This is a genomic window from Pseudomonas sp. QD4 (genome assembly GCF_049199125.1).
Lineage (GTDB): Bacteria > Pseudomonadota > Gammaproteobacteria > Pseudomonadales > Pseudomonadaceae > Aquipseudomonas.
Genome location: NZ_JBLZOM010000002.1, coordinates 1,125,849 through 1,139,894, shown reverse-complemented (window position 1 = coordinate 1,139,894; position 14,046 = coordinate 1,125,849). Strand labels below are relative to the sequence as shown.

Genomic DNA, 14,046 nt, shown 5'->3' with positions numbered 1-14,046 from the left:
CCATGATCTCTACCTTGCGACGTGGCCTGTTGGTATTACTCGCGGCACTGCCGTTGATGGCTAACGCCGTGGCTGCGCCTTCCGCGCACGAACTGGTTCAGGACACCACTACCCGGTTGCTCGCCGATCTGGCGGCCAACAAAGAGAAGTACAAGCAGAGCCCAAGCGAGTTCTACCAGGCGCTCAACGGCATCGTTGGCCCGGTGGTGGATGCCGATGGCATTTCGCGCAGCATCATGACCGTGAAGTACTCGCGCAAGGCCACCCCGGAGCAGATGGCGCGCTTCCAGGAAAACTTCAAGCGCAGCCTGATGCAGTTCTATGGCAATGCGTTGCTCGAGTACAACAACCAGGGCATTACCGTTTCTCCGGCCAAGGATGAAAGCGGTACCCGCACCAGCGTCGACATGCAGGTCAAGGGCAACAACGGCTCGATCTACCCTGTGTCCTACACCCTTGAGAAAATCAACGGTGAGTGGAAAGTGCGCAACGTGATCATCAACGGCATCAATATCGGCAAGCTGTTCCGTGATCAGTTCGCTGATGCCATGCAGCGCAATGGCAACGACCTGGACAAAACCATCAACGGTTGGGCCGGTGAAGTGGCCAAGGCCAAGGAAGTGACCGAAGACGCCGCGCAGAAGGCCGCGCAATGAGCGAGTCGGCCGTCCGCCAGGGGAATGCTGGCGAATTGCTGCTTAGCGGAGTGCTGGATTACCGCAGCGGCCCGGGCCTGCGCAAGCAGGGCCAGTCGCTGATCAAGGCCAGCCAGGAAGCCACATTGGTGCTCGATTGCTCGGCGGTGACCAAGTCCAGCAGCGTCGGTCTGGCGCTGCTGCTGGCGTTCATGCGTGATGGGCTGGCGGCTGGCAAGGCCGTCAGCGTTCGTGGATTGCCCGAAGACATGCGTGAAATTGCCCAGGTCTCCGGCCTCACCGAAATCCTGACCCATCCGTAATAACCCACCTTTATAGAAGCCCCCCGTCAGAGTCCTGCTATGCGGGGTTCGCAGGCGCGGGGCTTTTTTGTATGATGTGCGACCCGCGCGCACAGGGCGCCGATTGAGGTTGAGCATGCAGGCCACCGAAGTGAAGAGCTTTCTTGAGGGAAAGCTGTCCGAGACTCTTTTATCAGTACAGGTAGAAGTTGAGGGCGAAGGCTGCAACTTTCAGCTGAACGTGATTAGTGACGAACTGGTGGCTTTGAGCCCGGTCAAGCGTCAGCAGAGCATCTATGCCCATTTGAACCCATGGATCGCCGATGGCAGCATCCACGCGGTCACTATGAAATTTTTCAGCAGCGCGGCCTGGGCCGAGCGCACCTGAGCCCAAGGGCGTCGAGATTCTTATGGATAAATTGATTATTACCGGCGGTGTTCGTCTTGATGGCGAAATCCGCATCTCCGGGGCGAAGAACTCCGCCCTGCCGATTCTGGCTGCTACCCTGCTGTGCGATGGCCCGGTGACTGTGGCCAACCTGCCGCACTTGCACGACATCACCACCATGATCGAGCTGTTCGGTCGCATGGGCATCGAACCGGTGATCGACGAGAAGCTCAGCGTCGAAATCGACCCGCGCACCATCAAGACCCTGATCGCACCGTACGAGCTGGTGAAAACCATGCGTGCCTCGATCCTGGTACTGGGCCCGATGGTTGCCCGTTTCGGCGAAGCCGAAGTGGCCCTGCCTGGCGGTTGCGCCATCGGTTCGCGTCCGGTCGACCTGCACATCCGTGGCCTGGAAGCCATGGGCGCGGTGATTGACGTCGAAGGTGGCTACATCAAGGCCAAGGCCCCTGAGGGCGGCCTGCGCGGTGCACACTTCTTCTTCGACACCGTCAGCGTGACCGGTACCGAAAACATCATGATGGCGGCCGCTCTGGCCAAAGGCCGCAGTGTGCTGCAAAACGCCGCTCGCGAACCTGAAGTCATCGACCTGGCGAACTTCCTGATCGCCATGGGCGCCAAGATCAGCGGCGCCGGCACCGACACCATCACCATCGATGGCGTCGAGCGTCTGCACCCGGCCACCTACAAGGTGATGCCGGACCGTATCGAGACCGGCACCTACCTGGTGGCTGCAGCCGTTACCGGCGGCCGCGTCAAGGTCAAGGACACCGATCCGACCATCCTCGAAGCCGTGCTGGAAAAACTGCGCGAAGCCGGTGCTGAAATCACCTGCGGCGAAGACTGGATCGAACTGAACATGCACGGCAAGCGGCCGAAAGCCGTGAACGTGCGCACCGCTCCGTACCCGGCGTTCCCGACCGACATGCAGGCGCAGTTCATCTCCCTCAACGCGATTGCCGAAGGCACTGGCGCGGTGATCGAGACTATCTTCGAAAACCGCTTCATGCACGTTTACGAACTGCACCGCATGGGCGCCAAGATCCAGGTCGAAGGCAACACGGCCATCGTCACCGGCACCGAGAAGCTCAAGGGCGCGCCTGTCATGGCCACCGACCTGCGTGCTTCGGCCAGCCTGGTGATTTCGGCCCTGATCGCCGAAGGCGACACCCTGATCGACCGCATCTACCACATCGACCGTGGTTACGAGTGCATCGAAGAGAAACTGCAGATGCTCGGCGCCAAGATCCGCCGCGTACCGGGCTAGTTTCTGCTGCAATTGTGGCGAGGGAGCTTGCTCCCGTTGGACTGCGCAGCAGTCCCGCTGTTGGGGCCGCTTTGCGACCCAGCGGGAGCAAGCTCCCTCGCCACAGTTTGCTGTTAACTGATTTGCTTCATCGAGGCTGTAATGGCCTCGATGCGTGTCCGGCGCCGTTTGCGACCGGGCATCAGTAGCCTGATAAGGACTGACGTTTCCCATGTTGACCATCGCACTGTCCAAGGGCCGCATTCTGGACGACACCCTGCCGCTTCTGGCTGAAGCGGGTATCGTGCCGACCGAGAATCCGGACAAGAGCCGCAAGCTGATCATCCCCACGACCCAGGCCGATGTGCGTCTGCTGATCGTGCGTGCCACCGACGTGCCGACTTACGTCGAGCATGGTGCCGCAGACCTGGGCGTGGCCGGTAAAGATGTGTTGATGGAATACGGCGGCCAGGGCCTGTATGAGCCCCTGGACCTGCGTATCGCCCTGTGCAAGCTGATGACCGCGGGCCGGGTCGGCGATGTCGAGCCCAAGGGCCGGCTGCGGGTGGCGACCAAGTTCGTCAACGTTGCCAAGCGTTACTACGCCGAGCAGGGCCGCCAGGTCGACATCATCAAGCTCTACGGCTCCATGGAGCTGGCGCCGCTGATTGGCTTGGCCGACAAGATCATCGACGTGGTCGACACCGGCAACACCTTGCGCGCCAATGGCCTGGAACCCCAGGATTTCATTGCTGACATCAGCTCCCGGCTGATCGTCAACAAGGCATCGATGAAAATGCAACACGCCCGTATCCAGGCGTTGATCGACACCCTGCGCAAAGCAGTGGAGTCGCGACACCGCGGCTGATTTACCCGCGCAACCTTGAGTTGCGCCCGTCTATCCGCCTCATAGCCAGAATTCTCAGGTGCCCAAGCGGATCGAATGGTAGCTTCGGGCGCCTGAGTTTTTGCCATTCCTATGAGGCTCTCGCTATGACCGCACCGACTGCAATTCGCCGACTCAACGCTGCTGACCCGGATTTCGCGCATCATCTGGATCATCTGCTGAGCTGGGAAAGTGTGTCTGACGACTCGGTCAATCAGCGGGTGCTGGATATCATCAAGGCCGTGCGCGAGCGTGGCGATGCGGCGCTGGTGGAGTTCACCGAAAAGTTCGATGGCCTGCAAGTGGCGTCCATGGCCGACCTGATCCTGCCGCGCGAGCGCCTGGAACTGGCCTTGACCCGCATCACCGTGGCCCAGCGCGAAGCCCTGGAAAAGGCTGCGGCTCGGGTTCGCAGCTACCACGAAAAACAGAAACAGGATTCCTGGACCTACACCGAGGCCGACGGCACGGTGCTGGGCCAGAAAGTCACCCCGCTGGACCGTGCCGGGCTCTATGTGCCGGGCGGCAAGGCGTCCTATCCGTCTTCGGTGCTGATGAACGCGATTCCGGCCAAGGTCGCCGGTGTCGCCGAAGTGGTGATGGTGGTGCCCACCCCGCGTGGCGAGCTCAATGAGCTGGTGCTGGCCGCGGCCTGCATCGCCGGGGTCGACCGGGTCTTCACCATCGGTGGCGCCCAGGCGGTAGCCGCCCTGGCCTACGGCACTGAAAGCGTGCCTCGGGTGGACAAGGTGGTGGGGCCGGGCAACATCTATGTCGCCACCGCCAAGCGCCACGTCTTTGGCCAGGTGGGGATCGACATGATCGCCGGCCCGTCGGAGATCCTGGTGGTGTGCGATGGCCAGACCGATCCGGACTGGATCGCCATGGACCTGTTCTCCCAGGCCGAGCACGATGAGGACGCCCAGGCGATCCTGGTCAGCCCGGATGCCGAGTTCCTCGACCGCGTGGCGGCGAGCATCGCCAAGCTGCTGCCGACCATGGAGCGCGCCGAAATCATCAACACCTCGATCAACGGCCGTGGCGCCCTGATCAAGGTGCGCGACATGCAGCAGGCGATCGACGTCGCCAACCGCATTGCCCCGGAACACCTGGAGCTGTCGGTGGCTGACCCGCAAGCCTGGCTGCCGCAGATTCGCCACGCTGGCGCGATCTTCATGGGACGCCACACCTCGGAGGCCCTGGGCGACTATTGCGCGGGCCCGAACCACGTGTTGCCGACCTCCGGCACCGCGCGTTTCTCGTCGCCGCTGGGGGTTTATGACTTCCAGAAACGTTCGTCGATCATCTTCTGCTCCGAGCAGGGCGCTTCCGAACTGGGCAAGACCGCTTCCGTGCTGGCCCGTGGCGAGTCGCTGACCGCCCACGCCCGCAGCGCCGAGTACCGCATCGTCGACGATCAAGAGCAGGGGCAATGAGCATGAGCAAATTCTGGAGTCCGTTCGTCAAGGATCTGGTGCCTTATGTGCCGGGCGAACAGCCGAAACTGGCCAAGCTGGTCAAACTCAACACCAACGAAAACCCCTACGGCCCATCGCCCAAGGCGCTGGCGGCGATGCGCGCCGAGCTGAACGACAACCTGCGCCTGTACCCGGACCCCAACAGCGACCTGCTCAAGCACGCCGTCGCCGAGTATTACGGGGTGCAGGCCAGCCAGGTGTTCCTTGGCAATGGTTCCGATGAAGTGCTGGCGCATATCTTCCACGGTCTGTTCCAACACGAGCAGCCGCTGCTGTTTCCCGATATCAGCTACAGCTTCTACCCGGTGTATTGCGGGCTGTATGGCATCCCGTTCGAAGCGGTGGCGCTGGATGAGCAATTCCAGATCCGCGCGGCAGACTACGCCCGGGCCAATGGCGGGATCATCTTCCCCAACCCCAACGCGCCCACCGGTTGCCTGTTGGCGCTGGAGGCGATCGAGCAGATCCTCAAGGCCAGCCCGGACTCAGTGGTGGTGGTGGATGAGGCCTATATCGACTTTGGCGGCCAGACCGCGATCAGCCTGGTGGACCGTTACCCGAACCTGCTGGTGACCCAGACCCTGTCCAAGTCTCGTTCCCTGGCAGGCCTGCGGGTCGGTCTGGCGGTGGGCCATCCGGACCTGATCGAGGCCCTGGAACGGATCAAGAACAGCTTCAACTCCTACCCGCTGGATCGCCTGGCGATTGTCGGCGCCGCCGCGGCATTCGAGGATCGTGAGTACTTCGAGCAGACCTGCAAGCAGGTGATCGACAGTCGCGGGCACGTGGTGGCGCAGTTGCAGGCCAAGGGCTTTGAAGTCCTGCCGTCGGCGGCCAACTTCATCTTTGCCCGTCACCCGCAGCACGACGCCGCCGGCCTTGCGGCCAAGCTGCGTGAGCAGGGGGTGATCGTGCGTCACTTCAAACAGGAACGCATTGCGCAGTTCCTGCGTATCACCATCGGCACCCCGGAGCAGAACCAGGCGCTGATCGACGGCCTGGGCGAGCTGTAGAGCGCTGCCGGCCTGAGGCATCAGCCGCCGCAATGGCGGCTGATGCGGGCTGCAGGCTTATTCGTGATGGGGTTCGCCGAGGAAGGTCAGGGAACTGAACAACCCGCGTGACGCCACATCCGGGTTGTCTTTCACCGGGACTTCCACCTGCGCCGCAATCACGTTCAACCCCTCATTGCGCACAATCACCCGGGCCCGGCCTTCGGCATCGGTTTCGCTGCTCAAGGTGTTGGGCGCGTTGCGATAGTCACCTATCAGCTTGACCCCGGCCACGGGCTTGCCGTCGAGCAGCACCCGAACCGACAGAGCGTTGCCCGGGCCGACAGTCAGAGGGTCGACTTCCGGGCGGATCAATAGCTTGATTTGCTGCAACTGGGGCAACTTGGCCCCGGGCTGGTAAATCGCCAGGCTGTACTTGAAGGTCTGGGTCGATGCCACCGCGCCGGGCACTGTGCGGCGTCCCTGGTTGACCCACTTCTGGTCCGCGGTCTGCGACCACATGCCGTTATCCAGCGCCACTGCCATGATTGCCGGCGGCTTCAGTGGCGACAGGCGTCCGTGGTCGGGCAGGCGCTGGACCGTCACCGGAATCATTTTGCCGCTGCCATCAAAGGCCCAGGCGCCACTGATTTTTTGCGCGTTGAAGGCGTTGTCTTCGGCGCCGTGGCCGTAGACGACCTCGATATTGCCGCGTCGTTGTTCGGTCCACAGACCGTGGGCCGAGGCCTGGGCAACGAACAGCAAGCCGAGCAGTCCGCAGAGGGCGCGTGAGGGGAGGGGGTGCATGGCGAATTCCTTTTACAGGTTGAGTGTCAGGCTGACGGTGAAATTGCGCGGCTCGCCGGGGTTGACCCAGTAGTTGCTGTAGGAGCGCTCGTAGTATTTTTCGTCGAACAGGTTGTTCAGGTTCAGGCCCAGGGTCAGTTCGTCGCTGGCCTTGTAGTGCGCCAGCAGGTCGACCGTGTGGTACGCCGGCAACTCGAAGCGGCCTCCGGCTTCACCCGAGCGGTCACCGACGTAGGTGAAGGCCGCGCCTGCGTCGGAGCCGCGCAGCCAGCCATCCTGGAATTCATACACCCCCAGCAGGCTGCCGCTGCGCTTGGCCACGCCCAGGATCCGGCTGCCGGCGGGAATCGCCTGGTCGCCCTTGGTGACCTCGGCATCGATGTAGGCCAGGGCGCCGATCACCCGTACCGCGTCCGTCAGTTGCCCGCTCAGTTGCAGGTCGACACCCTGGCTGCGGGCCCGGCCCATGGCGCGGCTGGAGTCGGTGCCTGGGTCCAGCGCCAGGACGTTTTTCTTTTCGATGTGGAACGCGGCGAGGGTGGCGCTCAGGCGCTCGTCGAACAGCTCGCTCTTGAGTCCGGCCTCATAGCCGACACCTTCTTCGGGGGTGAATGACTTGCCGGCCGCGTCCAGGCCATTGTTCGGCTTGAAGGAGGTCGAGGCGTTGGCAAACAGGCCCAGTTGCGGGGTCAGCTGGTAGAGCAGGCCGACTCGTTGGGTCAAGGCGTCGTGGGTCTGGCGGCTGGTCTTGCCGCTGACATGGTTATCGATGGCCTGCTCGAAATGCTCGAAACGTACGCCGATCAGGCCACGCAGGCGTTCGCTGAAGATGATCTGATCCTGCAGGTTCAGCGCCTGGCTGCGCACATGCTCGAAGAAATCGGTGCCGGAGGGCAGGCCCGCCGGTTTCGTCTGGCCGTAGACCGGGTGGTAGATATCGATGGCGTAGTCGCCGCCGGCGAGGGTGGTGACGCGCTCGTTCTTGCGGTAGTCCTCGTACTCGCTGCCGATCAGCAGCTCATGCTGCCAACTGCCAAGGTCGAAACGGCCGCGCAGTTCCAGCTGGCTGATGCTGTCGTGCCACGAGGTGTCGCGCTCGCGATAGCGGCGATTGACGCTGTGGCCGTTGGGGTTCAACGGGCGGCTTTCCGAGGCAAAGCCCCAGAGCTGGCCTTGCTTGTAGTGGCTGGCCAGGCGCAATGACCAGGCGTCATTGAGCTGATGCTCAAGGGCCGCTTGCAGCAGGTTGTTGTGGTTGTCGATGTCGCCGTCGTTGGGTTCGCCAAGAAAGGTCGAGCGCGAAACGCCACTCCAGCGATTATTGGGGGCGACGATGCCCCGATCGAAGGTGGAGCTGTGGCGAACCAACTCGCTTTCCAGGGTCAGGCGGGTGTCCGGGTCCAGTTGCCAGCTGAGGGAGGGCGCGACGAAAACCCGCTTGCTGTCGACGTGATCGCGAAAGCTGTGATTGTCCTCCACCGCCAGATTGACCCGCGACAGCAGTTTGCCTTGCTCGTCGAGCGGGGTATTGAGGTCGAGGGCGGTGCGATAGCGATCCCAACTGCCGGCGCTGGTCTGCAGGGTGGCGAAGGCCTCGGGCTGGGGTTTCTTGGTCACGATATTCACCGTGCCCCCTGGGTCGCCACGCCCGTAAAGGCTGGCGGCAGGGCCCTTGAGCACTTCAATGCGCTCGATATTGGCCGCGTCCGGGGTGCTGGGATAACCGCGGTTGGCGCTGAAACCGTCCTTGTAGAACTCTGAAGTGGTGAAGCCGCGCACGCTGTATTCGTAGAGGGTCAGGCCGCCGAAGTTGTTCTGCTTGGAAACCCCGCCGGCGAATTCCAGGGCGCGCTCGACATGGTTGCTGCCCAGGTCCGTGAGCACGCTGGCGGGGATGACGCTGATGGATTGCGGGATGTCGCGGAGCGCGGTGTCGGTCTTGGTCGCGCCGCTGGAATAGGTGGCGCGATAACCTTTGTGCGGTTCGCTGGCCGAGGGAAATTCAGAGGTGACGCTGATGGCGTCCAGTTCAACGGTTTGCGGTTCTTCGGCGAAGACAGGATCCCCCAGCAGGCCCAGGGTCAGGCCTGCCAGGGAGACGATTTTGCGAGACGTCATGGCATCGTTCCAATAGCGATATTGAAACAATATAACATGACCAATGAGGATGCATGCTTTTAACCGGGGTCGCCCCCGGTCGGCACTTACTCTTGTTCTTTAACCGGTGCTGGCGGTGGGCGCAGGCCGATTTCGGCGGTGAGTTTGAGCTCCTTGCCATTGCGCATCACCAGGATGCTGACCTTGTCGCTGGGTTTGATCCGCGCCACCTGGTTCATCGAGCGTCGACCGTCGCCTGCCGGCTCGCCATCGATGCTCAGGATGACGTCACCCAGCTGCATGCCGGCCTTCTGCGCCGGGCCATCGCGGAAGATCCCCGCGACCACGATCCCCGGGCGTCCGGACAGGCCAAAGGATTCCGCCAGCTCCTGAGTCAATGGCTGCACCTCGATCCCCAGCCAGCCACGAATTACCTGGCCGTGCTCGATGATCGACTTCATCACCTCCATGGCCAGTTTGATCGGGATAGCAAAGCCGATGCCCTGGGAGCCGCCGGACTTGGAGAAGATTGCGGTGTTGATGCCGGTCAGGTTGCCGTTGGCGTCCACCAGGGCGCCGCCGGAGTTGCCCGGGTTGATGGCGGCGTCGGTCTGGATGAAGTCTTCATAGTTATTCAGGCCCAACTGGTTGCGTCCGGTGGCGCTGATGATGCCCATGGTCACCGTCTGGCCGACTCCGAACGGGTTGCCGATGGCCAGCGCGACGTCGCCGACGCGGATATTTTCCGAGCGGCCGATGGTGATCGATGGCAGGTTCTTCAGGTCGATCTTGAGCACCGCGAGGTCGGTTTCCGGATCGCTGCCGATGACGTGGGCCAGGGTTTCGCGACCATCCTTGAGTGCCACCACAATCTGCTCGGCGCCGGTGGTTACATGGTTGTTGGTCAGCAGATAGCCTTCCGGGCTCATGATCACCCCCGAACCCAGGCTCGACTCCATGCGCTGCTGCTTGGGCAGGTTGTCGCCGAAGAAGCGCCGGAACTGCGGGTCTTCAAATAGTGGATGGGCGGTTTTGTTGATCACCTTGGTGGTGTAGAGGTTGACCACCGCCGGTGCGGCGATGACCACTGCATCGGCATAGGACACCGGGCCTTGCTGGGTGCTGGTGGTCTGCGGCGCCTGCTGCAGGTTGACGTCCAGGCTGGGCAGCCCGACCCATTGCGGGTAACGCTGGATAATCAGCAGCGCGATAAGCACGCCGGCCAGCAGCGGCCAGCCAAAAAAACGCAGAGCCTTGAGCATTGAGCAAGTCCTGGGTGGTTACGAAGGACCGCACACGGCCCATAATGTCGCGCATTATACGAGGCCACGCGCGCCTCTGAACGGGATATTTAGGAGTCTTTTATGGCCGTTGCCCTGAGCACCCTGGTAGAAGAAGCGGACCGATATCTGGGCAGTTCGCGGATCGCCGATTATTGCCCCAACGGCCTGCAGGTCGAAGGCCGGCCGCAGGTGATGCGCATTGTCAGCGGGGTCACTGCAAGCCAGGCGCTGCTCGACGCCGCGGTCGAGGCCAAGGCTGACCTGGTGCTGGTGCACCACGGTTATTTCTGGAAAGGCGAGAACCCCTGCATCACCGGTATGAAGCAGCGTAGGTTGAAAACCCTGCTCAAGCACGACATCAGCTTGCTGGCCTACCACCTGCCGCTGGACCTGCACCCGGAGGTCGGCAACAACGTGCAACTGGCGCGGCAGCTGGACATCACCGTCGAAGGCCCGCTGGACCCGGAAAACCCGAAAGTCGTCGGTCTGGTGGGCTCCTTGAACGAGCCGATGACCGCCCGCGACTTTGCCCGCCGCGTGCAGGAAGCCATGGGCCGCGAGCCGTTGCTGATCGAAGGCAGCGAGATGATCCGCCGCGTGGGCTGGTGCACCGGCGGTGGCCAGGGTTACATCGACCAGGCGGTGCTGGCCGGGGTCGACCTGTACCTGAGCGGCGAAGCCTCGGAGCAGACCTTCCACAGCGCCCGGGAAAACGACATCAGCTTTATCGCCGCCGGCCACCATGCCACTGAACGCTACGGGGTACAGGCACTGGGCGACTACCTGGCGCGGCGTTTTGCCCTGGAGCATCTGTTTATCGACTGCCCGAATCCGATCTGATCCTCGGCGGTGAAAGGCTCGGTCGAGCCCTAACGAGGCGATATATTCATATATCGTTTCGTTCTATCTGGCGGCCTGATTAGAAGATGACGCTGTGCTAGCATGCCCCGCTCGAACACGGCCCGATGGCCGTCCATAAGAAAGCTTTCGTGAGTAGCCATGGTCGACAAACTGACGCATCTGAAACAGCTGGAGGCGGAAAGCATCCACATCATCCGCGAGGTGGCCGCCGAGTTCGATAACCCGGTGATGCTGTACTCCATCGGTAAAGACTCCGCCGTGATGTTGCATCTGGCCCGCAAGGCGTTCTTCCCCGGCAAACTGCCGTTCCCGGTGATGCACGTCGACACCCAGTGGAAATTCCAGGAGATGTACAGGTTCCGCGACAAGATGGTCGAGGAACTGGGCCTGGACCTGATCACCCACGTCAACCCGGACGGTGTGGCGCAGGGCATCAACCCTTTCACCCACGGCAGTGCCAAGCACACCGACATCATGAAGACCGAAGGCCTGAAACAGGCCCTCGACAAGTACGGCTTCGATGCCGCCTTCGGTGGTGCCCGTCGCGATGAAGAGAAATCCCGTGCCAAAGAGCGCGTGTACTCGTTCCGCGACAGCAAGCACCGCTGGGACCCGAAGAACCAGCGCCCCGAGTTGTGGAACGTCTACAACGGCAAGGTCAACAAGGGCGAATCGATCCGCGTGTTCCCGTTGTCGAACTGGACCGAGCTGGATATCTGGCAGTACATCTACCTCGAAGGCATTCCGATCGTGCCGCTGTACTTCGCCGCCGAACGCGAAGTGATCGAGAAGAACGGCACCCTGATCATGATTGACGACGAGCGGATCCTCGAACATCTGTCCGATGAAGACAAAGCCCGTATCGTCAAAAAGAAAGTGCGTTTCCGTACCCTTGGCTGCTACCCGTTGACGGGCGCGGTAGAGTCCGAGGCGGAAAGCCTGACGGACATCATCCAGGAAATGCTCCTGACGCGAACTTCCGAGCGCCAGGGCCGGGTCATCGACCACGATGGCGCAGGCTCGATGGAAGACAAAAAACGTCAAGGTTATTTCTAAGGGGCTGTCATGTCGCATCAATCTGATTTGATCAGCGAGGACATCCTCGCTTACCTGGGCCAGCACGAACGTAAAGAGCTGCTGCGCTTTCTGACCTGCGGTAACGTCGACGACGGCAAGAGCACGTTGATCGGGCGCTTGCTGCACGACTCCAAGATGATCTACGAAGATCACCTGGAAGCCATTACCCGCGACTCGAAGAAAGTCGGTACCACCGGTGACGACATCGACCTGGCGTTGCTGGTCGACGGCCTGCAGGCCGAGCGTGAGCAGGGCATCACCATTGATGTCGCTTACCGTTATTTCTCCACCGCCAAGCGCAAATTCATCATCGCCGACACCCCCGGCCATGAGCAGTACACCCGCAACATGGCGACCGGCGCGTCCACCTGCGACCTGGCGATCATCCTGGTGGATGCTCGCTACGGCGTGCAGACCCAGACCCGCCGCCACAGCTTCATCGCCTCGTTGCTGGGCATCAAGCACATCGTTGTGGCCATCAACAAGATGGACCTCAAGGGCTTTGACCAAGGTGTGTTCGAGTCGATCAAGGCCGACTACCTGAAGTTCGCCGAAGGCCTGAAGATGCAGCCCACCAGCATGCATTTCGTGCCGATGTCGGCCCTCAAGGGCGACAACGTGGTGAACAAGTCCGAGCGTTCGCCGTGGTACACCGGCCAGTCGCTGATGGAAATCCTCGAAACCGTGGAAGTGGCCGGCGATCGCAACTTCACCGACCTGCGCTTCCCGGTGCAGTACGTGAATCGTCCGAACCTGAACTTCCGTGGTTTTGCCGGCACCCTGGCCAGCGGCATTGTGCACAAGGGCGACGAGATCGTCGTGCTGCCGTCGGGCAAGAGCAGCCGGGTCAAGTCCATCGTCACCTTCGAAGGTGAGCTGGAGCATGCAGGTCCGGGTCAGGCGGTGACGCTGACCATGGAAGACGAAATCGATATCTCCCGTGGCGACCTGCTGGTACACGCCGACAACGTGCCGCCGGTGACCGACAGCTTTGAAGCCATGCTGGTGTGGATGGCTGAAGAGCCGATGCTGCCGGGCAAGAAGTACGACATCAAGCGCGCCACCAGTTACGTGCCGGGCTCGATTGCCAGCATCGTCAACAAGGTCGACGTCAACACCCTGGAAGAAGGCCCGGCCAGTGCCTTGCAGCTGAACGAGATCGGCAAGGTCAAGATCAGCCTCGACGCGCCGATCGCCCTCGACGGCTACGAAAGCAACCGCACCACTGGCGCCTTTATCATCATCGACCGCTTGACCAACGGCACTGTGGGCGCCGGCATGATTGTCGCCCAGCCGCTGGCCCATGGCAGCGCCACGCACCATGGCAAGCTGGCCCATGTAGCGACCGAAGAACGTGCCCAGCGCTTTGGCCAGCAGCCGGCCACCGTGCTGTTCAGCGGCCTGTCGGGCGCCGGCAAGAGCACCCTGGCCTATGCGGTTGAACGCAAGCTGTTCGACATGGGCCGTGCGGTGTTTGTCCTGGATGGCCAGAACCTGCGTCATGACCTGAACAAGGGCTTGCCGCAGGACCGTGCCGGGCGTACCGAGAACTGGCGTCGTGCGGCGCACGTTGCCCGTCAGTTCAACGAAGCCGGCCTGCTGACCCTGGCCGCCTTTGTCGCTCCGGACGCCGAAGGGCGTGAGCAGGCCAAGGCGCTGATCGGCAAGGAGCGTTTGCTGACCATCTACGTGCAGGCGTCGCCAGCGGTGTGTGCCGAGCGTGATCCACAAGGTCTGTACGCTGCCGGTGGCGACAACATCCCGGGTGAGTCCTTCCCGTACGATGTGCCGTTGAATGCCGACCTGGTGATCGACACCCAGGCACTGTCGCTGGAAGAAAGCGTCAAGCAGGTGCTGGATCTGTTGCGCCAGCGCGGCGCGATTTGAAGCAGTAGCCGCTACGAGCTTCACGCTTGAAGCGGCAAGAAAAAGCCCGCAGCCGATCACTCGACTGCGGGCTTTTTTGTGGGCAG

The 14,046-nt window shown here is 62.0% G+C and carries 13 protein-coding genes; 10 read left to right on the top strand and 3 right to left on the bottom strand.

What is annotated here, in order from left to right:
* Nucleotides 1-2 precede the first annotated feature (2 nt).
* The 7 genes from ACOZJV_RS16210 to hisC all read left to right on the top strand — a co-directional run bounded on the left by ACOZJV_RS16210 (nt 3) and on the right by hisC (nt 5,969).
* Complete coding sequence (locus ACOZJV_RS16210; RefSeq protein WP_020297150.1) at nt 3-656, top strand: MlaC/ttg2D family ABC transporter substrate-binding protein; 654 nt, start codon at nt 3-5, stop codon at nt 654-656.
* Nucleotides 653-958 (top strand): STAS domain-containing protein, encoded by a 306-nt coding sequence (locus ACOZJV_RS16205; protein ID WP_421548036.1) that lies wholly within the window; start codon nt 653-655, stop codon nt 956-958. Before ACOZJV_RS16210 ends, ACOZJV_RS16205 begins: the two co-directional genes overlap by 4 nt.
* A gap of 115 nt (nt 959-1,073) precedes the next feature.
* Nucleotides 1,074-1,325, top strand: coding sequence for a BolA family protein (locus tag ACOZJV_RS16200; RefSeq protein ID WP_020297152.1), 252 nt, complete (start codon nt 1,074-1,076; stop codon nt 1,323-1,325).
* 22 nt (nt 1,326-1,347) lie between these two features.
* Nucleotides 1,348-2,613, top strand: coding sequence for a UDP-N-acetylglucosamine 1-carboxyvinyltransferase (murA, locus tag ACOZJV_RS16195; RefSeq protein ID WP_020297153.1), 1,266 nt, complete (start codon nt 1,348-1,350; stop codon nt 2,611-2,613).
* 211 nt (nt 2,614-2,824) lie between these two features.
* The gene (hisG, locus tag ACOZJV_RS16190) at nt 2,825-3,460 is read left to right on the top strand and encodes an ATP phosphoribosyltransferase (RefSeq protein WP_007901570.1); all 636 of its coding nucleotides are present in this window, start codon (nt 2,825-2,827) and stop codon (nt 3,458-3,460) included.
* A 125-nt stretch (nt 3,461-3,585) separates the two neighbouring features.
* Nucleotides 3,586-4,914: a histidinol dehydrogenase gene (hisD, locus tag ACOZJV_RS16185; RefSeq protein WP_020297154.1), complete on the top strand. Its 1,329-nt coding sequence runs from the start codon at nt 3,586-3,588 to the stop codon at nt 4,912-4,914.
* 2 nt (nt 4,915-4,916) lie between these two features.
* Nucleotides 4,917-5,969, top strand: a complete 1,053-nt coding sequence (gene hisC / locus ACOZJV_RS16180; RefSeq protein WP_201129469.1) for a histidinol-phosphate transaminase — start codon at nt 4,917-4,919, stop codon at nt 5,967-5,969.
* Between the two features lie 57 nt (nt 5,970-6,026).
* Here hisC and ACOZJV_RS16175 read toward each other — a convergent pair whose 3' ends face one another.
* From ACOZJV_RS16175 to algW, 3 genes are all read right to left on the bottom strand, one after another.
* On the bottom strand, nt 6,027-6,755 hold the full coding sequence (locus ACOZJV_RS16175; RefSeq protein ID WP_421548035.1) for a DUF4198 domain-containing protein: 729 nt from the start codon (nt 6,753-6,755) through the stop codon (nt 6,027-6,029).
* Nucleotides 6,756-6,767: 12 nt separating this feature from the next.
* Nucleotides 6,768-8,873, bottom strand: coding sequence for a TonB-dependent siderophore receptor (locus ACOZJV_RS16170; protein ID WP_421548034.1), 2,106 nt, complete (start codon nt 8,871-8,873; stop codon nt 6,768-6,770).
* Nucleotides 8,874-8,959: 86 nt separating this feature from the next.
* Nucleotides 8,960-10,114, bottom strand: a complete 1,155-nt coding sequence (gene algW / locus ACOZJV_RS16165; protein WP_020297158.1) for a Do family serine endopeptidase AlgW — start codon at nt 10,112-10,114, stop codon at nt 8,960-8,962.
* 102 nt (nt 10,115-10,216) lie between these two features.
* Here algW and ACOZJV_RS16160 point away from each other — a divergent pair, with 102 nt between their 5' ends.
* From ACOZJV_RS16160 to cysN, 3 genes are all read left to right on the top strand, one after another.
* Nucleotides 10,217-10,975, top strand: a complete 759-nt coding sequence (locus ACOZJV_RS16160; RefSeq protein WP_078469849.1) for a Nif3-like dinuclear metal center hexameric protein — start codon at nt 10,217-10,219, stop codon at nt 10,973-10,975.
* A gap of 159 nt (nt 10,976-11,134) precedes the next feature.
* Nucleotides 11,135-12,052, top strand: a complete 918-nt coding sequence (gene cysD / locus ACOZJV_RS16155) for a sulfate adenylyltransferase subunit CysD (RefSeq protein ID WP_020297160.1) — start codon at nt 11,135-11,137, stop codon at nt 12,050-12,052.
* Between the two features lie 9 nt (nt 12,053-12,061).
* Nucleotides 12,062-13,960 (top strand): sulfate adenylyltransferase subunit CysN, encoded by a 1,899-nt coding sequence (gene cysN, locus ACOZJV_RS16150; RefSeq protein ID WP_020297162.1) that lies wholly within the window; start codon nt 12,062-12,064, stop codon nt 13,958-13,960.
* The last annotated feature ends 86 nt before the right edge of the window (nt 13,961-14,046 follow it).